The organism is Actinomyces denticolens (assembly GCF_002072185.1).
GTDB lineage: Bacteria > Actinomycetota > Actinomycetes > Actinomycetales > Actinomycetaceae > Actinomyces > Actinomyces denticolens.
The window spans coordinates 15,746-39,297 of sequence record NZ_MVIW01000005.1; the positions used below are offsets into that span (position 1 = coordinate 15,746).

Sequence of the window (23,552 nt, forward strand, 5' to 3'; positions counted from 1 at the left end):
GATGGCACCAGTCGACGGGCGCCGGGCGGTCTCACCTGGTGCTGGCGCTGGCGGCCGCCAGCGCGACGAGCTCCTCCGCGGTGGCGGTGTCAGTGGTCTGGAAGGTGAGCACGGGGTAGTCGCCGGAGGCGTTGGGGACGACGAGGATGGCGCCGTAACGCGGACGGTTCGACATGGTGGCGTCGTAGTAGACGGCGGCGGCCTCCCCGTTCGCGGTGGTGACCTTCTCATAACTGGTCATGACAGCGCCGACTGAAGCCAGTTGCTCAGGCATCTCCTCCTCGGCGGGGAGCCTGGTATGGGTCTTGCGGAGCACATTGACGCTGTCGGCGATCTGCTTGCCGCCGACGGGGCTGGACTCGGTGCTTCCGGCGTAGACGTCGTAATTCGTGAGCTGCTGCCGGAAGGCGTTCTCGTCCTGGCCCGAGTGGGTCGCCATTGTCTTGAGGGTCTGCGCGCTGACGGCGGTGGGGTTGTCGATGACGGTCCAATCGCTCGGCACTGAGAAGGCGATGCCCGCAGTTGGCGCGATGATCTCCTGACCCTCGGCGTCCGGGTGGGTGCTCGTTGCCGGGGCGGTTGTGGTGGTGTTGGCCTTGGGGGCGGCGTCGTCGTTGTCGCCGCGCAGGAGGAGGAAGGCGCCGACGCCGCTGGCGACGAGGGCGATGACGACGGCGCTGACGACGCCGACGATGAGTCCGGTGTTCTTCTTGGGTGGCTGGGGGCCCTGCTGGCCGGGGCCGCCGTAGCCGTAGGCGGTGCCGACGGGCTGGAAGGGGGGCTGCGCGTCTACTTGGGCGGGCTGCTGGTCGCTGAGCGGAGTTGAGGGGGCGTACTCGGGCTGCGGGTAGGTCTGGGCGGGCGGCTGCGAGGCCGATGGATCAGGGTACTGGCCAGGGCGTTGACCCGGGTACTGCCCATCCGAGGACTGCGAAGACATGCGTCGATACTAGAGGAGGATCGGCGCGAACGGGAGGGGCAGGGGCCATGGAGAATGGCTCTCATCAGGGAGGATCGGCTCCTGGATGGCGGTCGTCGGCGCCAGGTGCGATGGTGGCCCGCCCCGGACGGGGCGGGCCACCATGGGCTTGAGTGGAGGAGCCGCAGGCCCTCAGCGGATCGAGGCGATGACGCTCTGCGTCAACTCCTTGCTCTGCGGCTCGGTGAAGGCCGCTGTTGTGAGCGTCGCATATCCTCCTGTGCTGGTCTTGGGCTCGATGAGAGCGCCGTAAATGGTGATCCCGTCCTTATCGAGCGAGAAATACGCCACAGCCCCATCGCCGTTGGGGGTCGTGAAGGTCTCGTACGAGGAGAAGGTCGCGCCCCCTTGGCGGGAGAGGACCGTCTTGAGCATGTCCTCGCTCGGGGCGGTGCTCAGTGGCGCGACACCTTTCTGGAGCTGCACCTGCTTGAGCCCTGAACTGCCATAGGCGTAGGCGTCAAGATCGGAGGTGATGTCGGCGTCGAGGACACCGCCCGCGTCGGGGGCGCCTCCAACCCCGGTGGTCCAGCCCTTGGGGACCGAGAAGGTCACGCCTGTAACCGGGCCGGTGACCTCCTGAGAACCGGCCGCTGCGCTCGGGGATGCCGATGGCGTCGGCGACTTCGATGGCCGCTTGGTGCGGGTGGGCTCGCCGGAGGGCTCGGGGTGGGTGCTCGTTGCCGGGGCGGTTGTGGTGGTGTTGGCCTTGGGGGCGGCGTCGTCGTTGTCGCCGCGCAGGAGGAGGAAGGCGCCGACGCCGCTGGCGACGAGGGCGACGACGACGGCGCTGACGACGCCGACGATGAGTCCGGTGTTCTTCTTGGGTGGCTGGGGGCCCTGCTGGCCGGGGCCGCCGTAGCCGTAGGCGGTGCCGACGGGCTGGAAGGGGAGCTGCGCGCCCATCTGACCCCCGACCTGGGAGGAGGGGGTGTACCCGGGCCGGTAGCCGGAGCCGTAGCCCGGCGGGGGATAGCCCGGCTGGTTCTGGCCGGGCTGCGGGTAGGGCTGGGCGGGCGGCTGCGAGGCCGATGGATCAGGGTGCTGGCCCGGATACTGCCCGGGGTATTGCCCGTTCGGAGGGTACTGGGACATGTATCGATCCTAGATGATTGATTCCGGGCGCGGTTGTGGGGAGTGGGACGCCTCACGGGGTTGTGGGCGCGCTCCGGGGGAGCGTTCGCAACCCCCAGGAGCGTTGGCGACGATTCGGGGTGGGGCGGGAGGGTGCGCCCATCGCGCGACCGCCCACGGGAGCCGTCACGGGAGGTGCCGTTCGCACCGAGTGGTGCGCCATGCTCCCACCGGTGCGGGCAGGACGCTCCACTCGGTGGAAACGGCACCACTGGGTGGGGGAGCACCAGCCGATGCGCCCCGGAGCACCGAAGGGGTGCGCCGGGGCGCGGGTCTCCTCAGCGGGAGAAGGGCTCAAGGACAGGGCGTCACTTGACGCTGCCGGTCACTCGGGCGACGAGCTCGTCAACCGTGGAGGCCTCGGTGGCGGAGGCGGTGATGGCCGCGTAGCTGCCGTCGGAGGTCGGGGCGAAGACGACGGCTCCGTAGCCCGTGCCATCCTTCACCGTCATGTCGTAGTGGACGACGGTGGCCTCACCATTGGCGGTGCCGATCTTCTCGTACTTCGTCATATTGTTCGCGCCGGTTGCCTTGGCGAATGCAGTTGCGCTCGTCTCGTCCGCCGGCACCTGCGACTCGGGGACGCTCTGACGGGCCACGAGGATGTTGTCGGCGAAGGCGACGCCGCTGATCGCCTTGGCCTCTGGGTTCGAGACGAGCAGGTCAACCTGCTTCATACTGTTCTTGTAGGTTGCCGGGTCCTGGCCCACTGCCTCCGCAGCTGCGCTCAGGGCGTCCTCACCCAGGCTGGACGGGTCGGAAAGGACCGTCCAGTCGCTGGGGGCGAGGAAGGTGATGCCGGCGGTCGATGCGGTCACCTCTTGTCCATCGGTCGGAGCGGCCGCCGTGGCAGCCGCAGAACTGGCGGAGCCGGGGTCCTCGGACTTATCGGAGGAGCATGCCGCGAGCGGGAGTGCCAGTGCGAGCGCTGCGACGGCGACGAGGGAACGAGTCATCTTCATGACGATCTCCTTGGGGTAACGACGTGCGCTCACTTTAACCCGAGCCACGCCGTTGCTACTCCGCGGTCTCAGGGGCTCGACCCGGGAAGTTCTCCCCATCGAGGAGGAGGTGCCCCGGTGCACAGGAAAGTTGAGTGGAATAGACTCAACTCGTCGACGGTTGAGGTGCCCAGAGGGAGCGGCCCGCGCCACGGCCCCTCCCGGGCCCCTCTCGCTCAGACCCGCCCACCAGGCATGACATCCCAAGGAGAACCATATGGACACCAACTACACCACTCGCTCCCAGGAGGCGATCTCCGGGGCGATGCAGGCGGCCGCGGCCGCCGGCAACCCCCAGGTGGACACCGCCCACCTGCTCGTCGAGCTCCTCGGCTCCGAGGACTCCACGGCCCTGGCCCTGCTCACCGCCGTCGACGCGGACCCGGCCCGGCGCCAGCGCATCGGCGCGGCGTGCCGCCGCATCCTCACCTCCCTGCCCGCCTCCTCTGGCTCCATCGTCTCCCAGCCCCAGCCCTCGCGGGCCCTGCTCGCCGCCCTCGAGGCGGCCGCCGGCGAGGCCAAGACCGCCGGGGACGATTACATCTCCGCCGAGATGCTCCTCATCGGACTGGCCGCCGGCAACCCCAATGACGCCGTCGCCTCCCTCCTGCGCACCGAGGGCGCCACTCCCGAGGCCCTGCGCGCCGCCCTGCCCGCCGTCCGCGGCGGCGCCCGCGTCACCTCCCCCAATCCCGAGGGCACCTACAAGACCCTCGAGAAGTACGGCTCCGATCTCACCGAGGCCGCCCGCGAGGGCAAGCTCGATCCCGTCATCGGCCGCGACGCCGAGATCCGCCGCCTCGTCCAGGTGCTCTCCCGGCGCACCAAGAACAACCCCGTCCTCATCGGCGAGCCCGGCGTGGGCAAGACCGCCGTCGTCGAGGGGCTCGCCCAGCGCATCGTCGCCGGCGACGTCCCCGACTCGCTGCGGGGCAAGCGCCTCATCGCCCTCGACCTGGCCGGGATGGTCGCCGGCGCCAAGTACCGCGGCGAGTTCGAGGAGCGCCTCAAGGCCGTCCTGGCGGAGATCAAGGACTCCGACGGCGAGGTCATCACCTTCATCGACGAGCTGCACACCGTCGTCGGGGCGGGCTCGGGCGGCGATTCCTCCATGGATGCGGGCAACATGCTCAAGCCCATGCTCGCCCGCGGCGAGCTCCGGCTCGTCGGCGCCACGACACTCGACGAGTACCGCGAGCGCATCGAGAAGGACCCCGCCCTGGAGCGCCGCTTCCAGCAGGTCCTCGTCGACGAGCCCAGCGTGGCCGACACCGTTGCGATCCTGCGCGGCATCGCCCCCAAGTACGAGGCCCACCACCAGGTGACGATCTCCGACGGCGCCCTCGTGGCCGCCGCCGCCCTATCCGACCGCTACATCACCGGGCGCCAGCTGCCCGACAAGGCCATCGACCTCGTCGACGAGGCCGCCTCCCGCCTGCGCATGGAGCTCGACTCCAGTCCCGAGGAGATCGACGCCCTGCGCCGTCGCGTGGATCGCATGCGCATGGAGGAGTCCTACCTCGCCGAGTCCCTGGGAGTCGACGGCGGGGAGGGCGCTCCTGCGGGCGGCGGTGCGGACTCCATCGAGACCGCCGCCGACTTGGAGCGCCTCGAGCGCCTGCGCGCCGAGCTCGCCGACGCCTCCGAGGAACTCGCCGGGCTGACCTCCCGCTGGGAGGCCGAGAAGGCCGGCCACAACCGGATCGGCGAGCTGCGGGCGGCCCTCGATGAGCTGCGCACCAAGGCCGATCTCGCCGAGCGGGAGGGCTGTTTCGAGGAGGCCGGGCGCCTGCGCTACGGTGAGATGCCCTCCCTCGAGGCCCAGATCCGGCAGGCGGAGGCCGCCGAGACCGCCTCCAGCGTCGTCGGCCCCGACGGCCTCGCGCGCCAGGCCGCCGAGCCGATGATCGCCGAGAAGGTCGGCGCCGCCGAGATCGCCGAGGTCGTCGCCGCCTGGACGGGCATCCCCGTGGGGCGCCTGCTCCAGGGCGAGTCCGCCAAGCTGCTCCACATGGAGGAGGTCATCGGCGAGCGCCTCATCGGTCAGAGGGCCGCCGTTGCCGCCGTGTGCGACGCCGTCCGGCGCTCGCGGGCGGGGGTGTCCGACCCGGACCGCCCCACCGCCTCCTTCCTCTTCCTCGGCCCCACGGGCGTGGGCAAGACCGAGCTGGCGAAGTCGCTCGCGGACTTCCTCTTCGACGATGAGCGCGCCATCGTGCGACTCGACATGTCCGAGTACTCCGAGAAGCACTCGGTGGCCCGGCTCGTCGGCGCCCCTCCCGGGTACGTCGGCTACGAGGAGGGCGGTCAGCTCACCGAGGCCGTGCGGCGCCGCCCCTACTCGGTGGTGCTGCTCGACGAGGTGGAGAAGGCCCACCCGGAGGTCTTCGACCTGCTCCTCCAGGTGCTCGACGACGGCCGGCTCACCGACGGCCAGGGCCGCACCGTGGACTTCCGCAACACCATCCTCGTGCTCACCTCCAACCTCGGATCGCACTTCCTCATCGATCCGCTGCTCAGCCCCGACGAGAAGCGCGATGAGGTCATGACGCAGGTTCGCGCGCACTTCAAGCCCGAGTTCCTCAACCGGCTCGACGACACCCTCGTCTTCGACCCGCTGACCAAGGAGGAGTTGGGCCGGATCGTCGAGATCCAGCTCGCCCGGATGGCCGAGCGCCTGGCGGACCGGCGCCTCACGCTCACCGTCACCGATGCCGCCCGCCAGTGGCTGGCCGATGAGGGCTATGACCCCGCCTTCGGGGCGCGGCCCCTGCGACGCCTCGTCCAGCGGGAGATCGGGGACCGCCTGGCCAGGCTCATCCTGGCCGGGGAGGTTCTGGACGGCCAGGAGGTCGTCGTCGACCTCAGTGCGGACGGGCCCGCCGCCGGTCTCGCGCTGCGGGCAGTGGGCGAGGGGCGCGCCCCGAGCGCGTCGAGCGCCCCCGCCGGGCCCACCGCATAATACGCGGCGCATCGCGGGGCGCGCCCGGTCCGGAAGGGACTGGGCGCGCCCCGCTCATCGAGCCTTCGGCGTATGTCTTCGCGTCCCGTCAAAGGGATGGGGAGGTCACATGCCGGATACCTACTGGGGTATGGATCGCAGGCGATGCTGAACGTCAACCGTGTATGTCGGATGGTCCCATGAATGGTGATATCCCACTAAGATCACAGAGCATTTCGGGGTGTTATCTTTCTGTTATTATTGATGTGAGAAGAGCCTCCAAAGGATCGCTTCTCATATGCCCGGTTCCTCATGCGTTGCCCGGGGGGGGGAGAGAGAAAAGGGGGCCCCGCACCTCAGCACGGTGCGGGGCCCCGGTCGGGTACGGGGGCGCGGTCCCTGAATCGCGCGGGTCCCGAACGCCGCGGCATGTCATCGGAGTCCCTGATCTCCTCGTGCCGGGGCGTTTCCCGACGGCGTCATCATATGCGACTTGATCGCCGCGAAGCACATTCGCGGCTCGGAAGTTCTCGGGCAATGGGATCCCGCCGCGCCTCAATCCGTTCAAAACGGCGGAGAATCGCCAGATCGGGGGCCCAGTGCCCTTAGGATCACATTTCCGTAACGAGCTGTCCGAGCTCGTGGATCCGGTCGGTGAATATGCCCGAGACGCCCCACGAGAAGAGCTCCTCAGCGCGCTCGGGCGAATTGATGGTCCAGACATTGACCCCGTAGCCCAGTGCGCGCATCTGCTCGACCAGCTCCCGCTCGAGGCCCTCATCCGCCGGGTTGATCGCCTCGACCCCCAGCGCCTCCGCCCGACTGCGCCAGTCCCCGGTCGGCAGACCCGCCTCCATCAGGAGGGCGAGCCGCGTGGCCGGACGACGCCGCCCCATCCGGTCCAGGAGAAGGGGGTTGAAGGAGGAGACCACCGCCTGGCTCCCCGGCGCCCTGACGGCGAACAGGTCCAGGTGCTCCGCGACGGCGTCGACGAGCCCTGCGCAGGCCCGGGCCCCCGCCTCGCAGGGCTTCATCTCCACAATGACGCTCAGGCCCTCCGCGGCGATCGCCTCCAGCGCCCGCGCCAGCGTCGGCAGGCGCTCGCCGGCGTAGGGGCGCGATCCGTCGTCGGCGATGAACCACGACCCGGCGTCGATGTCCTCGAGCTCCGCCCGGGACAGGTCGTAGTAGGAGCCGGTGCGATCCGTGGTGCGGTCCAGGGAGGAGTCGTGGATGACGATGGGCGTGCCGTCGCCGATGACGTCCACATCGATCTCGACCCAGGAGGCCCCCGCCCGCGCCGCGCGGCGGATCGAGGCGAGCGTGTTCTCCGGGGCGAGGGAGGGCGCGCCCCGATGCCCCAGCACGATCCGACTGCCCGGCGGCACTGGCCGGGAGCAGGGGAGGGGCGCGTAGGGCGAGAGGGGGCGGGCGTCCCCGGTGCCCGTCATCGTGCGCCCCGCGGCGATCCGGCCGTGGAAGGGCCGGTCGCGGGCTGCCAGCGCTCCTCCCACAGGAGGAGATGGGGCGTCACCGATGCCAGATCCGGCACGACGACGAGCCCGGGATCGGCGGGGAACGCCTTGGCCGCGCCGATCTGGACCACGTGGATCCCGTTGGAGCGGGCCGAGGCCGCCCCCGTCGCCGAGTCCTCCACGACGACGCAGTCCGCAGGGCCCAGGCCGAGGCACTCGACCGCGGTGGCGTACGGAAGGGGGTCGGGCTTGGCTCCCGCGCCGTCGTCCCCCGTGACCGTCACGGCGAACACATCCCCGAGGGCGCGCGCCACGCTCTCGACGATCCGGCGGGGCGAGGCGGACACGATCGCCTGCGCCACCCCGACCTGAGCCAGGGCCGAGGTGATCCGCTCCGCCCCCGGGAGCAGGGGCGGGCAGGCCGCCACGCGCGCCGCGACATCGTCGGCTATCGCGGTGAAGAGCTCCTCGGCGGCGGGCTCGCGCCAGTCGGCGACGGCCCCCGTGGCGGCGATGAGGCGCCGGGCCGTCTCGATGGAAGCCCCGGTGAGGCTCTTCACGATCCGCGGGGTGGGGGTGCCGCCCGCCGCGCGCGTGCGGGCGACGAAGGCCTCGTCCCAGAAGGGCTGGGAGTCCATGAGAGTGCCGTCCATGTCCCACAGGACGGCCCGGACCGTGAAGTCCGGGCGGGAGGGGGGCTGTGTGACCGCCATCCCATGAGAGTAGCGCGCACCGCGTCCCTCGGTGGTCGACCTGTGGCATCGTGGGGCGCGGAGCCATCGACCGGGGAGGAGGCGCGCCATGAGCCGTATGGAGCGCCGCGCGACGATGGCGGACATCGCGAAGGTCGCCGGGGTGTCGCGGACCACCGTCTCCTTCGTCCTCAACAACCGCCCGGACTCGCGCATCCCCGAGACCACGCGGTCGCGGATCCTCCAGGCTGCGAGGGACCTGGACTATCGGCCCCAGGGGACGGCGAGCCTGGCCCACCCCCGCTCCTCCAGCGCCCTGGGCGTGGTCACCGACATCCTCACCGGCCCGCAGGCCTCCTCCATCATCCGCGGCATGCAGGACGCCGCCCTGCGCGAGGGCATGCCCCTGCTCCTCATCCCCACCACGGGGCGCGCGGAGGACGACCGCCGCGCCGTCGCCTCACTCCTGGAGCACCGAGTGGGCGCGATCATCCACGCGCGCGCCAGCTGCGCCCAGGTGGCCGTGCCGACCGATGCCCGCGACACCCCCACGATCCTCGTCAACTGCCAGGCCTCGGCCAGCGGCCACCCCTGCGTCCGCCCAGATGAGGAGGCCATCGCCCGCCTGGAGGCCGAGGCGCTCCTCACCGGGGAGCACCGGGACATCGGCGTCGTCGAGGTCTCCGGGACCGACGTCGGCGCCCAGCCCCGGCGCGACGGCTACCGGGCCAGCTTCAGCCGCGCCGGGATCGACTGGGACGGCGTCGCCACCGCCGTCGGGTACGGCACCATCCAGGGCGGTTACCGCGCTGCGGGCCAACTCCTCGACGCCAACCCGTGGATGACCGCCCTCCTGTGCGGCAACAACAGGATGGCGATCGGCGCCTACGAGGCCGTGCGCGAGCGCGGCCTGCGGGTGCGCGACGACGTCGCCATCATCGGCATCGATGACGAGGACCTCGGCCCCGGCCAGGCCCGCCCCGGCCTGACCTGCGTGGCGCTGCCCTTCGAGGAGATGGGGAGGGTCGGCGTCGAGCGCCTGGCGGCCATGCTGCGCGGCGAGCGCGTCCCCGCCCGGACCCTGCTGCCCGGGCGGCTCGTGCGCCGCGCCTCCCTCTGAGGGGCCGGCGGCGGGGCGGGGCCGATCGGCGGATCATGGCAGGATCGGGGCATGGCAACCCAGGACCCCCAGGACCCGGCGGCCCCGCAGCGACCCGCCGCCGACCGCCCGAGCATCGCCTTCCGCTCCGCCTACGACCAGGGCTTCGCGCGCGTCGCCGCCGTCACCCTGCCCGTCGTCCCCGGCAGCCCGGGAGACAACGCCGCCGCCATCATCGACCAGGCCCGGGCCCTCGGCGACGACGGCGTCTGCCTCGCCGCCTTCCCGGAACTGTGCCTGACCGGCTACGCCATCGACGACCTCCTCCACGCCGAGGTCCTCCTCGACGAGGCGCTGGCCGCCATCGAGACCATCCGGGCCGCGAGCGAGACCTTCCTGCCGGCCGTCGTGGTCGGTGCGCCACTGCGCGTGGGCAACCGCCTGTTCAACTGCGCCGTCGTCATTGCCGGCGGGGCGGTGCGCGGCGTCGCCCCCAAGTCCTACCTGCCCACCTACCGCGAGTTCTACGAGGCCCGGCACTTCGCCGCCGGGGACGCCCCCGAGGCGGCCGAGCGGCGCGCGCTCCTGCGGGGCGTGCGCGGCCCCGGCGGCGCTGACGCGGCGCCGGGCGCCCTGGTGCCCTTCGGCCCGAACCTGCTCTTCGACGTCGCCGATGTCCCGGGCCTCACCTTCCACGTGGAGGTCTGCGAGGACATGTGGGTGCCCGTCCCGCCGTCGTCCGTGGCCGCGCTCGCGGGCGCCACCGTGCTGCTCAACATCTCCTCCTCCCCGATCACCGTGGGACGCGCCGAGGACCGCCACCTCCTGGCCCGCTCCTCCTCGGCGAGGGGCCTGGCCGCCTACGTCTACGCAGCCGCCGGGCAGGGCGAGTCGAGCACGGATCTGGCCTGGGACGGCCAGACGATGATCTACGAGAACGGCGAGCTGCTCGGCTCCTCCGAGCGCTTCCCCGACGGGCCGCGCGCCACCATCGCCGACGTCGACATCGAGGGGATGCGCGCCGAGCGGCTGCGCCAGGGGACCTTCGAGGACAACGCCCGCACCCTGGCGCGCGCCGCTGGGCGATCTGGAGCCGCCGCGGTCGCCGGAGGAGCCTCCGGGCCCGCCTCCTTCACCGACCCGCGCGGCTTCGAGCGCATCGAGATCCCCGTGACCGCCCTGCGGGCGCCGAGAGCGGATATCGGGCTGCGGCGGCGCGTGGACCGCTTCCCCTTCGTCCCCGACGATCCGGCGCGCCTGGCCCAGGACTGCTACGAGGCCTACTCCATCCAGGTCGAGGCGCTCGTCCAGCGCCTGCGCGCCATCGGCAACCCCAAGATCGTCATCGGGGTCTCCGGGGGCCTGGACTCCACTCAGGCCCTCATCGTGGCCGCCCGCGCCATGGACCGCCTCGGTCGGCCGCGCTCGGACATCCTGGCCTATACGATGCCCGGCTTCGCCACGAGCGCCATCACCCGCCGCAACGCCGAGGATCTCGCCGTCGGGCTCGGCTGCACCTTCTCCGAGCTCGACATCCGCCCCACCGCCACGCAGATGCTCACGGAGATGGGGCATCCCTACGGGCGCGGCGAGCGCGGCCGGGAGGTCTACGACGTCACCTTCGAGAACGTCCAGGCCGGGTTGCGCACCGACTTCCTTTTCCGCATCGCCAACGCCCGAGGAGGGATCGTGCTGGGCACGGGGGACCTCTCCGAGCTGGCGCTGGGCTGGTGCACCTTCGGCGTGGGCGACCACATGGCGCACTACGGGGTCAATGCGGGGATCCCCAAGACCCTCATCCAGCACCTCATCCGATGGGTGGTGGCCGAGCGGATCTTCGACGACGCCGTCGGGCGCACGCTGCTGTCCATCCTCGATACCGAGATCAGCCCCGAACTGGTGCCCGGCAGCCAGGACGAGCCCATGCAGTCCACCCAGTCGCGGATCGGCCCCTACGCCCTCCAGGACTTCACCCTGTGGCACGTGCTGCGCCGGGGCTCGCGCCCCAGCCGGATCGCCTTCCTGGCGGAGAAGGCCTGGGCCGACGCCGATGCCGGCGACTGGCCGCAGGGCCTGCCCGAGGCGGACCGGGTCGCCTACTCGCTGCCGGAGATCCGGCGCTGGGAGCTGCTGTTCCTCAAGCGCTTCTTCGCCAACCAGTTCAAGCGCTCGACCCTGCCCAACGGCCCGAAGGTCGTGGCCGGGGGCTCGCTGTCCCCCCGCGGGGACTGGCGCATGCCCTCCGACGTGAACGGCGCCGCCTGGATCGCCGAGTTGGAGCGCAACGTCCCCCAGTCCTCCTCCCAGTAGCATTGAGACCGGTTGAAAATGTCATCGAGACCGGCCCTCCGGGCCGGTCTCGATGACATTTTCAACCGGTCTCAATGAGGGGGACTGGGCGGTCAGGGGGTCAGACGGCCGGTGGCGGGGTCGAGGTAGTACCAGCCCCCGGCGTCGCGCAGCCAACCGGTGCGCATGGCCCCGCTGGTCCCATCCAGGTAGTACCAGGCGCCGTCGACCCACTGCCAGCCCGCGGCCATGGCGCCGTCGGGAGCCAGGTAGTACCAGCGGCCATCCACGGCGATCCAGCCGGTGAGCATGTGGCCCCAGGCGGGCTCGAGGAAGTACCAGTGGCCGTCGATGGCCTGCCATCCCGTGGCCATGGCGCCGTTGGGGCGCAGGTAGTACCACAGGTCGCCGACCATCGCCCAGCCGGTGGCCATGGCCCCGGTGGCCGGGTCGAGGTAGTACCAGGAACCGCCGTCGGCAAGCCAGCCCGTGAGGGCCTTGCCGGTGGCCGGGTCGATGTAGGTCCACGCGCTGCCGGTCCACACCCACCCCGTTGACGGCGCCGGATCAGGGCTCGGGGCCGGGGTGCGGTAATCCGCCAGCGGCTGCGAAGCGACGCTCCGGGCGACCGCCGACCCGCCCTCCGAGAACAGGCTCACGCCCGTGGCTCCTCCGGAGGGATAGACGGTGGAGGTGATCACCGCCTCGCCGTCGTTCGCGAAGACCTCCACGCTCGAGCGGTCGACGACGAGGCGCAGGTGCGCCAGGCCGTCGGCTCCCAGGCTCACGGGGGCCCGGGAGACGGAGGGGAAGGAGGGACTGAAGCCCACTTCGCCCGAGTGGGTGCGATCGACGTACACCTGCCCGGCTCGCGCGTCGTAGCCGACGACCGTCTCCTGGCCGTCGCCCACGAGGACCTTGACGCCCGAGCGCGCCGAGGATCCCGGGTCGAGCGTGACGGCGAGCTCGTAGGAGGTCCCCGCCGCCGAGGGGAGATCGACGGCGCCGTCCACGGCGAGCTCCGAAGCCGTCACCGGTTGGCCCGAGTGGAGGGTGGACAGCGCCCCCACCGGGGTGGACACCACGCGGAGCTGCCCGCCCACGGTGCGCAGCCTGTACTCGCGTGGCAGGGTCATCGCGGTGCGCCACGTGCTCGTGGGGGCGCCGTTGACGTACGACCAGTTCGACATCCACCCGATCCCGTAGCGCTTGCCGTCTGGAGCTCCGTTCCAGGTGACCGCCGCGTAGTTGTCCCGGCCGTGGTCGAGGATCGGCATGACATCGCGCTGGGAGAAGCCGGCCGTGCTCGACGCGGTGATCGAGTCGACGAGGATGTGCCCGTACTCGGAGGTCGCGTTGTTGTCCTCGATGACGAGCGTCGCCTGCTTGCCCTGCCAGGAGCTCAGGTCAAGGCTCGTCCAGTCCAACGACTCGCTCTGGCTGCCCGTGGCGGAGGCGACGACGGCGCCGTCCACCACCACATTGACCGAGGTGTTCGAGGCCGACGGCGTGGCGGGCCGATCCGACATCCGCACCTCATCGAGGAGGATGTGGCCCCAGCCGCCGGTCGCTGTGTCGGTCACGACGATCGTGGCCCGACGGCCCCGCAGGTCGGACACGTCCCAGCTCTGCCAGTTGAGCTCCTCGAGATCGCGGCCCGAGGCGCTCCTGACCACCTGCCCGTCGACGACGAGGTCCGCCGTGGTCTGCCCGGCTCCCGAGGCCGCCGTGGCGGAGCCGCCGCCGATGTGCAGGTTGATGTGGTCGGCGTCGATCGTGAAGGCCGGTGAGGTCGCCGTCCCGGTGGTCTCATCCGTGCCCCGCCCGCTGGCCGAGTCGTAGTACGAGTTGAGCAGGCCGGCGCCGCGCTGGTTGATGACCGCCTGCTGGGGAGGGTTGGCCCCCGTGGAGGGCGCGGAGCCGAAGGCGTTCCCGGTCACCGTCCAGCCGTCCCAGGTACCCGAGTCGAAGCCGGTCAGGAGCGTGCCCCCGCCGTCATCGCCCGTGGCCGCCGCGTCGTAGGGGTGCTTGCCTCCTCCGATGAGCATGTTGAGGTAGGGGGCGGAGATGGTGAACGGGGCGGAGGCGGCCGAGCCGGTCGCGGCATCGGAGCCCTGGCCGGTGGCCGAGTCGTAGAAGGTGTTCACCAGGCCGGGGCCCTGCTGCCCGGTGAGGGGCAGCTGGCCGGGCGTGGCGCCGGTGGCCGGGGCGGAGCCGAAGGCGTTCCCGGTCACCGTCCAGCCCTCCCAGGCGCCCGAGTCGAAGTCGGCCACGAGCGAGCCCTCGCTGCCGTCGTAGGAGGGCAGGGGATCGGCGGTGAAGGCGGAGCCGTTCCAATCGCCGACGAAGTACTTGGTCTGCCCGACCTGCCCCGCCACGGACAGGGAGAGCACCCACTTGACCCTGGCGGGGTCGTCGTCGACGGCGAGGGGGAAGAAGTCGGGGCACTCCCAGACGGCGGTCGTGTCGCCAACGCCGCCGAACTCGGATTCGAAGCTCCAGTCGATGAGGTTGGGCGAGGAGTAGAAGCGCACCTTGTGCTCCGTGGCGACGACGGCCACGAGCATCCAGCGCTGGGACACGGTGTCCCAGAAGACCTTGGGGTCGCGGAACTCCTTCGAGCCGATGTCGAGCACGGGCGCGGCGTCATTGAGATTGGTCCAGGTCATCCCATGGTCCGTGGAGTACGACAAGGACTGCGCCTGGATGCCCGTGGCATTGTCCGCGCGGGTCCACAGAGCCACGATCGGGGGCGCCTCGGGAGTGCCGAGGCCCGAGGTGTTGGTCTCGTCGTAGACGGCCGAGCCGGAGAAGACCCCGTAGGCCTCCGTCGCGGGGATGGCGACCGGCTGCTCGGTCCAGTGGATGAGATCGGGTGAGGTCGCATGGCCCCACGACATGTTGCCCCAGGCGAGGCCATAGGGGTTGTACTGGTGGAAGAGGTGATAAGTGCCGTTCTCGTAGACGAGGCCGTTGGGGTCGTTCATCCAGTTCGCGGCGGGGGTGTAGTGGGCCTGGGGTCGCCAGGCCTCGCTCTGGGAGGCGTCGGCGGCGTCGGCGGGGCTGGCGCTGAGCACGGTCCCTGGCAGGACCAGGGCGAGCGCGGCGGTGAGGGTGACGACGAGGAGTGGTCGTCTCATGGCATCTCCTTCGATGACAGGCCTGGGTGCCGCATGCGCCCAGGTCAGCACCATTCTGTCGAGGCGGGGCGCGCGAGGGGGGCAGATCGCCTCACCGGAGGGCTCCTGTTGCCAAGACGTGATCTTCGAGGGGCGGTTGGGCGGCGGGCCCGAGGATGCTCAGGCCCTGCGGCCCTCCAGCCCCGCGGTCCTGCGCTCGCCCTGCACCGGCCCCCGCCGACCGGTTTCGATGACGTTTTCGACCGGTCTCGGCGAGGAGGGGGCGGGGGAGGGGGGCGGATCGACATGCATGTGACGAAGATCATGGTTAGCGCCGACGTTAGCGATCGCCCTGTGTGAGCCATGCAATACCGACGGTGTGGTGGGTGTCTCACTGCTAACGCATGGGCTCGCGCGTTGCTAACCCAAGTTAGCTCTGGCGATACCGATCCGCATCGCGCCCTATTGGCCTGTGAGAGCGCCTATTGTCCCTGTCGCCACATCGTTTGCCGGCGCCGGGCTCGCCCGTCGTCGGCCCGACCGGAAGGCGGTAATCCGTGGTCTCCGTGATCATCGCTGCTCATGGGCGCATGGCGGAGGGCCTCCTCGGCTCCTCGGCCATGATCGTCGGCCCCAGCGACGACGTCGTCGCCGTCACCTTCGAGCAATCAGAGGGGCCTGACGACCTCCTCGCCAAGTACAACGCCGCCGTCGAGGCCTCGTCCTCGCAGCAGCACCTCATCCTGTGCGACCTCTTCGGGGGGAGCCCCTACAACGCAGCGGCGCGCTTCGCGGCGGAGCGACCCGACGCCGATGTCGTCTCCGGCGCGAACCTGCCCATGCTCATCGAGGTCCTCGCCCGCCGCATGGCCGGCGCCGACCTCGCCGAGCTCGTCGAGGTCGCCCGCACCGCCGGGAAGGCCGGCATCAAGATCCTCTCCGAGGAGTACACCCCCACCACCCCCACCATCTCTGACGACGAAGGAGACGAGCTCTGATGGACATCAAGCTCCTGCGCATCGATTCCCGCCTGGTTCACGGACAGGTCGCCAACAACTGGGCGGGCGCCCTGGGCGCCGAGGCCATCCTCGCGGTCTCGGACAGCGCCGCCAACGACGAGTTGCGCAAGTCCCTCCTCCTCCAGACCGGCGGCGGCAAGGTGAAGGTCCACGTCCTGGGCGTGGAGAAGGCGGCCAGGGTCTACAAGAACCCCAAGTACGCCACTCTCAAGGCCATCATCGTCGTTGAGACGCCCGCGGACATCGTCCGGCTCCTCGACCTGGGGATCGAGGCCGGTGAGGTCAATGTGGGCGGCATGACCTTCAAGCAGGGGACCTCGCAGGTCTCCCAGGCCGTCTACGCCTCCCCCGAGGACGTCGCCGCCTTCGCCGAGATCGATTCGCGCGGCATCCCCCAGTACATCCAGCAGGTCCCCTCCACGGGTCGCTCCGACCTCATGCCCACCCTCAAGTCGAAGGGGCTGCTGTAGGGCCGGCCCCGCCGCCGAGCCCATGCGAAAGGTTCTCCCATGCATGAAATCTCCACAATCCAGATCATCCTGGTCACCATCGTCGCCTTCGTCGCGGGACTGGGAAGCGTCCTCGACGAGCGCCAGTTCCACCGCCCCCTCGTCGCCTGCACCCTGACAGGACTCGCCCTGGGCCAGCCCACCCTCGGCATCGTCGTCGGGGGCACCCTGGAGCTGATCGCGCTGGGCTGGCTGAACGTCGGCGCCGCCATGGCCCCCGACGCCGCCCTGGCCTCGACCGTCTCCACCGTCATCGCCGTCGCCTCCATGGACGGCGACGGCGGTACGAAGGCGGCCATCGACGCGGCCATCGGCGTCGCCGTCCCGCTCGCCGTCGCAGGTCAGGCCCTGACGATCTTCGTGCGAACAATCGCCGTGTTCTTCGCCCATCAATCCGATAGATACGCCAAGCAGGCCAACTACCGGGGCATCGTGGTCATGCACTTCACCGCCCTGGCCCTCCAGGGCCTGCGCGTGGCCATCCCCACCGCGATCGTCGCGTCCCTGGCCTCCGGCGACGCCGTCAACAAGGCGCTGGGGGCCATCCCCGACGTCATCACCAAGGGACTGGGAATCGCCGGCGGGTTCATCGTCGTCGTCGGATACGCGATGGTCATCAACATGATGAAGGCGCGCAAGCTCATGCCCTTCTTCTTCCTGGGCTTCGTCTTCGCCACCTTCGCCACGACGATCGCCGGCAAAGGCTCCGTCTCCGACCCCCAGGGCGCCGGGGACATGGCGAACTGGGTCCTCCAAGTCATGCCGACGGGCGTGACACTGGTGGGACTGGGCATCGTGGGCGCCTGCCTCGCCGTCATCTACACCCAGCTCAACCCCGAGTTCGCCAAGCCCGCCCCCGCGCCCCAGGCGGCTCTCGCGCCCGCCGGCGGCGGCGCCTACGCGGACGATGACCTCGACGACGAGCTCGACTGAGCGAATGGAGAACGTGATCATGACTTCCACCACGACCGCCGCACCGGAGCGCTCCCTGACCAGCAGGGACTTGCAGTCCATGTACTGGCGCTCGACGACGCTCCTGGGCTCCTTCAACTTCGAGCGCATGCAGGCGATGGGCTTCTGCTTCACCCTCATGCCCGCGATCAAGAAGGTCTACAAGGACGACAAGGCCGCGCAGGCCGCCGCCCTCGAGCGCCACCTGGAGTTCTACAACACCCATCCGTGGGTGTCCTCCGTCGTCTTCGGCATCACCGCCGCCATGGAGGAGCAGCGCGCCAAGGGCGAGCCCATCGGCGACGACACCATCACCAACGTCAAGATCGGCCTCATGGGACCGCTCGCCGGAGTCGGCGACCCCATCTTCTGGGGAACCGCCCGGCCCGTCCTCGCGGCCCTGGGCGCCTCTCTGGCGCTCGATGGCTCCATCGTGGGGCCGCTGCTGTTCTTCCTGGGCATCAACGTCCTGCGCGTGGCCACGCGCTGGTACGGGCTCAAGCTCGGCTACGAGCGGGGCACCGCGATGGTCACCGAGGTCGGCGGCGGCCAGCTCAAGAAGATCACCCAGATGGCCGCCGTCATGGGTCTGTTCGTCATGGGCGCCCTGGTCTCGAAGTGGACGACGATCAACTTCCCGGCCGTGGTCGCCTCGGTCGAGGACAGGGACACCGGCATCGTCACCGACACGACGCTGCAGATGATCCTCGATCAGCTGCTGCCGGGAGTGGCCGCGCTGGGACTGACCTTCCTGTGCATGTGGCTGCTCAACAAGAAGGTCAACGCGCTGTGGATCATCCTGGGCATGTTCGTCGTCGGCATCCTCGGCGCCTGGACGGGCCTCCTGGGCTGAGCCGGGAACCGGCCCCCATGCCCTAGGCTGCGAGGGGCGCGCGGAGCACCGCTCCCGCGCCCCTCGCGCGTACAGGCGCCGTTGCCCGCGCCAGGCCCGACAAGCCCTGAGATCCGCCAGCCCAGCCAGAAGCCCAACGGAGGGCCCATGCGACGCCTCATCGTCACCGACCTCGACTCCACCATCATCTTCGACCGCGCTGTCTCCCAGGCGGACCGCGAGGCGATGGAGCGCTGGCGCGCCGCCGGCAACCTTCTCGCCATCGACACCGGCAAGTCCATCTTCGCGGCGCGCGATGTCCTGGAGCCCGCGGGCGTCCGCTTCGACTACGGCATCGTCTTCACCGGTGCCGTCCTCATCGACGGCGACTACCAGGTCCTCGCGGCCCGCCACCTCCCCGACGGCGTCGCCCGCGCCATCGTCGAGGACACCGCCGGCCTGCCCGGCGTCACCACTTACGCCACCACGATCACCCAGGACTACATCCTGGCCGACAACAACGGCGACACATCCCCCATCCTCCAGGTCTTCGAGCCCATGAGCACCGCGCGAATGGGCGAGCACCGCTTCATCGGAGTGCCGCTGCGCGTCACCGACGACTTCCTGCGCGAGCGCATCGAGATCGAGGCCGCCGAGCGCTGGGGGACGGGGATCGAGTGCCACCGCAACCTGGAGTTCCTCGACATCGTGCCGACCGGCTCCTCCAAGGGGGGCGGGCTCGCCGAGCTCCTCGCCGGGCCCCTGGCGGCCACCCGCGCCTCGGAGGGACTCGAGGTGTGGACCATCGGGGACTCCTACAACGACGTCTCCATGCACGCCCTCGCGGACCATCCCGTCACCCTGCCCTGGGCCCCGCCCGAGGTGAGTCGGGCCTGCGAGCGCGTGGTCGACTCCATGGCCGAGCTCATCGACGGCCTCCTCGGCCAGACTCCGTCGGCTTCCTGAGATGCGCTGAGATGTGATGGGCATCATCGCCTTGGTACCCTGACCGCATGACGCGCCGCCGCATCACCCCGCACCCCCGCGCGACCCCCATGGCCGCCGTGACGGTGCTCATCGCCGTCGTCGGACTGGCCGGATGCGCCGATTCCACGCCCGCCGCCCCCGGCGCCGCGGCGACCGCCACGTCGACCGGCGCCGCGCAGCCCGGCGCGGGGCTGCCCACCGAGCTGCGCACCGCCACCTCGACCCCCGCCCCGCTCGCCGCGGTCACCGCCTCGGCACAGTGCGCGGCGATGGACGGCGTCGTCGCGAAGGCCCTGGCCGAGACACCCGAGGGGCGGCAGTACACGGCGCTCGCCGACTCCGGGGATCCCGTGGCCAAGCAGCAGGCGTGGGAGGCCTTCGCCGGGGTGCTCGCGTCGACCTACCAGGACCAACTGGCCGGCGCCGCCGGCTCCGACTCGACGGCCACTGCCGCCATGGCCTCCCTGGACACCTACGTCAGCGCGAGCGGCAGGCTCTCGGGCGGCCAGGTCGTCGAGTACACGGACGCCGCCCGGGCCGAGGACGACATCAAGTCCGGTCGGACGCCGACGCCCAACCCCGAGTACCGGGCCGCCGCCGACTCCCGGGCGCAGGCGCAGATCGCCCTCACCGGATGCCTATCGGCCTGGCCGGTGGTCTTCTGAGCCACCGCCCCGGCGCCGCCCCACGACGAATCCCGCAGAACCCGCAGCCGGCGCGATGGAGTGCCACCTCCCCACGAGAGAAGAAAGCAATGCACTGGACACGGACCACCGTCCGCCGCCTCGCGGCGGCGAGTCTCGCCGCCGCCCTCGCCCTGCCGCTCGCCGCCCAGGCGGCCGCGGCCGACGACCCGGGGACGACGCCGTCCCCCAGCGCACCGGCGTCGGCCTCCCCCTCGGGCGCCGGGAACCGGCTGGGCCCCGCGCCCTCGGAGCGCCGGCCCGACACCGGCGCATCGCCGTCGGCGCCGACGAGCGCCCCCGCGGACGCCGACCCCGCCGTCGAGGAGCCCCGGGATGAGGAGCCCCGGGCCGCCGCCGTGCCCGCTATCGCGCCCTCGTCCTTCAACCCCGCCGGCGCGTGGGTCAAGGCCGACTGGCGCTGGTGGTGGAGGAACCCCGACGGCACCTATCCCTACTCCCAGTGCGCCCCCATCGACTACGCCATCTACTGCTTCGACGCCGAGGGCTACATGCGCACCGGCTGGTGGAAGGATGTCGCCGGCTGGCACTACAACCGCGCCTCCGGCACCCGGTACACCGGCTGGCTCAAGGATCGCGGGCACTGGTACTACCTCGACACCTCCAGCGGCGTCATGCGCACGGGCAGCCTCGTCGTGGGCGGGGCGCGCTACTTCCTCGCCGCCGATGGAGCCATGGCGCTCGGATGGATCAAGCACGCCGACGGCTGGCGCTACTACACCCCCGCCACAGGAGCCATGGCCACCGGGTGGCTCGGCCTGGACGAGTGGTACTACATGGATCCCTCCAGCGGCGTCATGGCCACCGGCAGTCGGAGCATCGGCGGCAAGACCTACTGGTTCTACGACTCCGGGGCCTGGTGGGCCTACTGGGCCCCATCGTGGTTCCTCCAGCCCACCAAGACCATCACCCCACTGGGCGGCGCCTCCAACAACCTCACCAAGGGCATGAACGGCGTCAAGGTGAGGATCGTGCAGCAGTCCCTGGGCCTGTGGAGTCCCTCGAAGCTCGCCTCGGTGGACGACTCCCTCATGTCAGCCGTCGCCAACTTCCAGAGCCGCGCCGGGCTGCCGCCCACCGGCGTCGTCGACAAGGCCACCTGGGACGCCCTGGGAACCGGCTACGACTGGTTCGCCATCGAGGACTACCACGCCACCCCCATCCGCCTGAGCGCCACCCGCTCCGAGCGCATCGAGGCGATGATCGGGTACGCGCAGAACCAGATCGGGTCGAGCTACACCTGGGGCGGGGCCGGCCCCTATGCCCTCGGCTACGACTGCTCCGGCCTGGTCCTGCAGTCCCTCTACGCGGGCGGCCTCGACCCCCAGCCCATCAACACCCACCGGCACGCCTGGCCGGACTACCGCACCTCGCAGGAGCTCTTCCGCCACCCCAGGATGCAGCACATCCCGCTGTCCCAGCGCCAGCGCGGCGACCTCATCTTCTACGTCAACGGCTCGGGCACGATCACGCATGTGGCCATCTACCTCGGCGGCGACCAGGTGGTCCACACCGACTGGATGGGAAGGCCCGCGCGCATCGAGCACATCACCGTCGGCTACGGCTGGGGCGGCATCGTCGGCGACGTCGTGCGGCCCTTCCCTGAGAACTGAGCCGACGCCGCTCCCCTCCTGCGCCGACTGGGGCGCGCCCGCCCGGAGGGGCGGGGGCCCGCCCCAGTCGGAAGGAGGGGCGGGGCTCAGCTCTTGGGCGAGGAGTGGCGGTAGACGTTCGTCTCGCGCAGCTCGAAGCCGCAGCGCTGGTAGAGCCGGTTGGCCGCCTCGCGGGACGGGCGCGAGGTGAGGTCGACGGTGCGCGCCCCCAGCTCCCGGGCGTGGGCGACCGCCGCCTCGACGAGCTGCCTGCCGGCGCCCTGGCCGCGCGCCTCGGCGTCGACGACCACGTCCTCCACCCAGGCCCGCAGGCCCGTGGGGATCGCGAAGGTGGCCAGCGTCAGCATGCCCAGGATCGGGGCGGGGGCGCCGTCGGCGGGGGAATCCGGGCGGAAGACGAAGAGGTAGACGCCGTCCTGCGCGAGGAGCGCCTCGCACTGCTCGGCGGTGAGGGCGGGGGCGCTGCGGGAGAGCTGGGGGATGAGGCGCTCCATCGCCTCGACGAGCTCGGGTCCGGCCTGGGTGACGATCTCGGTGGCCATCGTGGTGCCTCTCTGCGTGAGTGCCGCGGGACGCGCGCCGCGTGAGGGTCGGCGCGATTGCCCCGAGCCTAGCCGTCATGGGCCGGGGCGCGGGTGGTCCGGGAGCGCGGCGTCGGCATCGGGGGTAGTCTCGGTGAGCCCAGCGCGGCACCGTTGGGACGAGCATCCGGCCGGAGGAGGCCCCGCCATGACTGAGCACACAGAGCCGACCCGGGCAGCGGGCCCGGGCGAGCCGGCCGGGGTCGGCGCGCCGCCCTCCTCGGAACGCGTTTTCGAGGCCGACGAGATCTTCTTCTCCACCACCGACGCGGCCGGTCGCATCCGCCGCGCCAACTCGATCTTCATGCGCCTGTCCGGCTACCCGCGCGGGGCGCTCGTGGGCCGGGCCCACAACGTGGTGCGCCACCCCGTCATGCCCGCAGGGCTCTTCCGCGGGGTGTGGGAGGACATCGAGGCCGGCCACGCCGCCAGCGCCTACATCACCAACCGGGCCTCCGACGGCGGGCACTACCGGGTCTTCGCCACCATCGTCCCCTCGGGCAGCGGCTACCTGTCCATCCGCACCCTCCCCCAGCTCACCGAGCAGCGCGACGCCTTCGAGCGGGCCTTCGAGCGGGTGAGGGAGGTCGAGGCGGTCTCGGCCGCCGGCGGTTCGACCCGGCGGGAGGTCGCCGCCGCGGGGCAGGCGGCGCTGAGCCGCGAGCTGGAGGCGCTGGGGTATGAATCGACGGTCGATTTCACCCGGCGGGCCGTGGCCTCCGAGGTGGCCGCGCTCGTGGCCGCCGGGGTCGGCATCCCGAGCGCGGAGGGGGCTGAGGGGCCAGTGGCCCGCGTGCTGTCGGAGATGCATGCGATCGAGGAGGCCACCGGTGGCCACCTCGCCCTCCTCGACGAGCTCGCCCGCCTCGTGCGCCTCCTGGAGCGCCGGGCCACCGATATCCGGGCGCTCTCGACGAGGCTGTCCGAGCTGCGCGCCGCCCTGCGCGCCACGCGCGACGAGGTCGCGCACCTCGGCGCTTCGCGGCCCGGTACGTCGAGGCCCGATGCGGGCAAGGATGCCAGTGCCGGCGCCATGAGCGCGGGCGCCGGTGCCACGGGCTTCGAGGAGCGCTACCGGAGGGTCGACGCCCTCGTCCTGGAATGCGCCGAGGAGCTGCGACCCCTGGCCGGGCAGGTCTCCGAACTGCGCGGCGATGCCTACTCCGTGCGCTTCGCCATCGCCCTCATGCGACTGCACAACCTCGCCTCGGGGTTCTTCGCGGCCCAGATCCTGGCCGGGGATGATGACGTGGCTGAGAACGACGCCGTCGGCTCCCTCGAGGAGTTGACGAGCGCCCTGAGCGAGGGCATCTCGCGGCTCACCGATCACCGGGCCCTGCTGGAGGCCCGGCGCGAGCTCGTCGGCGGGGAGCTCGACGCCGTCGCCGAGGAGCTCACGGCCACGCGCGGCCCGCTCACCGAGCTCCTGGCCGAGGCCGCCGCGGCGGGCGCGGGGGAGAGCGAGGCGGTGCGGAGGGCCTCCACGCTCCTCGAGGACGGCTTCCCCGAGGCGCGCGACCTGGCGGATCTGGCCGGCGCCATCCGCGATCTGGAGATCCCCATGCTGGCCGCCGAGATCCAGGAGCGCATCACCGCCGTGCGGCGCGCCCTGGCCGAGCTGCGCTGA

The 23,552-nt window shown here is 71.2% G+C and carries 18 protein-coding genes; 11 read left to right on the plus strand and 7 right to left on the minus strand.

Going from position 1 to position 23,552, the window contains the following annotated elements; all coding sequences use genetic code 11:
* Window positions 1-31 precede the first annotated feature (31 nt).
* The 3 genes from B1H55_RS02325 to B1H55_RS02335 form a co-directional block, all read right to left on the minus strand.
* Window positions 32-940 carry a hypothetical protein gene (locus B1H55_RS02325; RefSeq protein WP_073452546.1) on the minus strand — a complete coding sequence of 303 codons (909 nt, stop codon included), beginning with the start codon at window positions 938-940 and terminating at the stop codon, window positions 32-34.
* A 171-nt stretch (window positions 941-1,111) separates the two neighbouring features.
* A complete protein-coding gene (locus B1H55_RS02330) occupies window positions 1,112-2,074 on the minus strand; it encodes a hypothetical protein (RefSeq protein ID WP_080461548.1) in 963 nt (320 codons plus the stop codon).
* 347 nt (window positions 2,075-2,421) lie between these two features.
* The gene (locus B1H55_RS02335) at window positions 2,422-3,075 is read right to left on the minus strand and encodes a hypothetical protein (protein WP_073452550.1); all 654 of its coding nucleotides are present in this window, start codon (window positions 3,073-3,075) and stop codon (window positions 2,422-2,424) included.
* 256 nt (window positions 3,076-3,331) lie between these two features.
* On the opposite strand from B1H55_RS02335, the gene B1H55_RS02340 reads away from it, so the two are divergent.
* Complete coding sequence (locus B1H55_RS02340; RefSeq protein ID WP_077240872.1) at window positions 3,332-6,076, plus strand: ATP-dependent Clp protease ATP-binding subunit; 2,745 nt, start codon at window positions 3,332-3,334, stop codon at window positions 6,074-6,076.
* Between the two features lie 590 nt (window positions 6,077-6,666).
* Here B1H55_RS02340 and B1H55_RS02345 read toward each other — a convergent pair.
* Window positions 6,667-7,506 carry a glycerophosphodiester phosphodiesterase family protein gene (locus tag B1H55_RS02345; RefSeq protein WP_240494174.1) on the minus strand — a complete coding sequence of 280 codons (840 nt, stop codon included), beginning with the start codon at window positions 7,504-7,506 and terminating at the stop codon, window positions 6,667-6,669.
* Window positions 7,503-8,243 carry an HAD family hydrolase gene (locus B1H55_RS02350; protein ID WP_073452553.1) on the minus strand — a complete coding sequence of 247 codons (741 nt, stop codon included), beginning with the start codon at window positions 8,241-8,243 and terminating at the stop codon, window positions 7,503-7,505. The genes B1H55_RS02345 and B1H55_RS02350 overlap by 4 nt, the downstream gene beginning before the upstream one ends.
* 88 nt (window positions 8,244-8,331) lie before the next feature.
* On the opposite strand from B1H55_RS02350, the gene B1H55_RS02355 reads away from it, so the two are divergent.
* A complete protein-coding gene (locus B1H55_RS02355; RefSeq protein ID WP_073452554.1) occupies window positions 8,332-9,342 on the plus strand; it encodes a LacI family DNA-binding transcriptional regulator in 1,011 nt (336 codons plus the stop codon).
* 51 nt (window positions 9,343-9,393) lie between these two features.
* Window positions 9,394-11,631, plus strand: coding sequence for an NAD(+) synthase (locus B1H55_RS02360; RefSeq protein ID WP_073452556.1), 2,238 nt, complete (start codon window positions 9,394-9,396; stop codon window positions 11,629-11,631).
* A 92-nt stretch (window positions 11,632-11,723) separates the two neighbouring features.
* On the opposite strand, the gene B1H55_RS02370 is transcribed toward B1H55_RS02360, so the two are convergent.
* Window positions 11,724-14,750 carry a glycoside hydrolase family 32 protein gene (locus tag B1H55_RS02370; RefSeq protein WP_077240873.1) on the minus strand — a complete coding sequence of 1,009 codons (3,027 nt, stop codon included), beginning with the start codon at window positions 14,748-14,750 and terminating at the stop codon, window positions 11,724-11,726.
* A 536-nt stretch (window positions 14,751-15,286) separates the two neighbouring features.
* On the opposite strand from B1H55_RS02370, the gene B1H55_RS02380 reads away from it, so the two are divergent.
* The 7 genes from B1H55_RS02380 (at window position 15,287) to B1H55_RS02410 (ending at window position 21,344) form a co-directional block, all read left to right on the plus strand.
* Window positions 15,287-15,727 (plus strand): PTS sugar transporter subunit IIA, encoded by a 441-nt coding sequence (locus B1H55_RS02380; protein WP_073452562.1) that lies wholly within the window; start codon window positions 15,287-15,289, stop codon window positions 15,725-15,727.
* Window positions 15,727-16,218 (plus strand): PTS sugar transporter subunit IIB, encoded by a 492-nt coding sequence (locus B1H55_RS02385; protein WP_073452564.1) that lies wholly within the window; start codon window positions 15,727-15,729, stop codon window positions 16,216-16,218. The genes B1H55_RS02380 and B1H55_RS02385 overlap by 1 nt, the downstream gene beginning before the upstream one ends.
* Window positions 16,219-16,257: 39 nt before the next feature.
* On the plus strand, window positions 16,258-17,190 hold the full coding sequence (locus B1H55_RS02390) for a PTS mannose/fructose/sorbose transporter subunit IIC (RefSeq protein WP_073452565.1): 933 nt from the start codon (window positions 16,258-16,260) through the stop codon (window positions 17,188-17,190).
* A 19-nt stretch (window positions 17,191-17,209) separates the two neighbouring features.
* Complete coding sequence (locus tag B1H55_RS02395; RefSeq protein WP_096519632.1) at window positions 17,210-18,061, plus strand: PTS system mannose/fructose/sorbose family transporter subunit IID; 852 nt, start codon at window positions 17,210-17,212, stop codon at window positions 18,059-18,061.
* Window positions 18,062-18,208: 147 nt separating this feature from the next.
* Window positions 18,209-19,006 (plus strand): HAD family hydrolase, encoded by a 798-nt coding sequence (locus B1H55_RS02400; protein WP_073452567.1) that lies wholly within the window; start codon window positions 18,209-18,211, stop codon window positions 19,004-19,006.
* Window positions 19,007-19,053: 47 nt separating this feature from the next.
* Entirely contained in the window at window positions 19,054-19,692 is a 639-nt protein-coding gene (locus tag B1H55_RS02405) for a hypothetical protein (RefSeq protein WP_077240875.1), read from the plus strand.
* Window positions 19,693-19,781: 89 nt separating this feature from the next.
* A complete protein-coding gene (locus B1H55_RS02410; RefSeq protein ID WP_080461549.1) occupies window positions 19,782-21,344 on the plus strand; it encodes an NlpC/P60 family protein in 1,563 nt (520 codons plus the stop codon).
* Between the two features lie 86 nt (window positions 21,345-21,430).
* On the opposite strand, the gene B1H55_RS02415 is transcribed toward B1H55_RS02410, so the two are convergent.
* Window positions 21,431-21,886, minus strand: coding sequence for a GNAT family N-acetyltransferase (locus B1H55_RS02415; RefSeq protein WP_073452572.1), 456 nt, complete (start codon window positions 21,884-21,886; stop codon window positions 21,431-21,433).
* Window positions 21,887-22,073: 187 nt separating this feature from the next.
* Here B1H55_RS02415 and B1H55_RS02420 point away from each other — a divergent pair, with 187 nt between their 5' ends.
* The gene (locus tag B1H55_RS02420; RefSeq protein ID WP_077240876.1) at window positions 22,074-23,552 is read left to right on the plus strand and encodes a PAS domain-containing protein; all 1,479 of its coding nucleotides are present in this window, start codon (window positions 22,074-22,076) and stop codon (window positions 23,550-23,552) included.

What these genes read in the sequence shown, in the direction of transcription:
- B1H55_RS02325 (WP_073452546.1), bottom strand. Translation starts at nt 940, where the DNA reads ATGTCTTCGCAGTCCTCGGATGGGCAGTACCCGGGTCAACGCCCTGGC.
- B1H55_RS02340 (WP_077240872.1), top strand. Translation starts at nt 3,332, where the DNA reads ATGGACACCAACTACACCACTCGCTCCCAGGAGGCGATCTCCGGGGCG.
- B1H55_RS02345 (WP_240494174.1), bottom strand. Translation starts at nt 7,506, where the DNA reads ATGACGGGCACCGGGGACGCCCGCCCCCTCTCGCCCTACGCGCCCCTC.
- B1H55_RS02405 (WP_077240875.1), top strand. Translation starts at nt 19,054, where the DNA reads ATGACGCGCCGCCGCATCACCCCGCACCCCCGCGCGACCCCCATGGCC.
- B1H55_RS02390 (WP_073452565.1), top strand. Translation starts at nt 16,258, where the DNA reads ATGCATGAAATCTCCACAATCCAGATCATCCTGGTCACCATCGTCGCC.
- B1H55_RS02415 (WP_073452572.1), bottom strand. Translation starts at nt 21,886, where the DNA reads ATGGCCACCGAGATCGTCACCCAGGCCGGACCCGAGCTCGTCGAGGCG.
- B1H55_RS02360 (WP_073452556.1), top strand. Translation starts at nt 9,394, where the DNA reads ATGGCAACCCAGGACCCCCAGGACCCGGCGGCCCCGCAGCGACCCGCC.
- B1H55_RS02395 (WP_096519632.1), top strand. Translation starts at nt 17,210, where the DNA reads ATGACTTCCACCACGACCGCCGCACCGGAGCGCTCCCTGACCAGCAGG.
- B1H55_RS02370 (WP_077240873.1), bottom strand. Translation starts at nt 14,750, where the DNA reads ATGAGACGACCACTCCTCGTCGTCACCCTCACCGCCGCGCTCGCCCTG.
- B1H55_RS02350 (WP_073452553.1), bottom strand. Translation starts at nt 8,243, where the DNA reads ATGGCGGTCACACAGCCCCCCTCCCGCCCGGACTTCACGGTCCGGGCC.
- B1H55_RS02335 (WP_073452550.1), bottom strand. Translation starts at nt 3,075, where the DNA reads ATGAAGATGACTCGTTCCCTCGTCGCCGTCGCAGCGCTCGCACTGGCA.
- B1H55_RS02385 (WP_073452564.1), top strand. Translation starts at nt 15,727, where the DNA reads ATGGACATCAAGCTCCTGCGCATCGATTCCCGCCTGGTTCACGGACAG.
- B1H55_RS02410 (WP_080461549.1), top strand. Translation starts at nt 19,782, where the DNA reads ATGCACTGGACACGGACCACCGTCCGCCGCCTCGCGGCGGCGAGTCTC.
- B1H55_RS02420 (WP_077240876.1), top strand. Translation starts at nt 22,074, where the DNA reads ATGACTGAGCACACAGAGCCGACCCGGGCAGCGGGCCCGGGCGAGCCG.
- B1H55_RS02355 (WP_073452554.1), top strand. Translation starts at nt 8,332, where the DNA reads ATGAGCCGTATGGAGCGCCGCGCGACGATGGCGGACATCGCGAAGGTC.
- B1H55_RS02330 (WP_080461548.1), bottom strand. Translation starts at nt 2,074, where the DNA reads ATGTCCCAGTACCCTCCGAACGGGCAATACCCCGGGCAGTATCCGGGC.
- B1H55_RS02400 (WP_073452567.1), top strand. Translation starts at nt 18,209, where the DNA reads ATGCGACGCCTCATCGTCACCGACCTCGACTCCACCATCATCTTCGAC.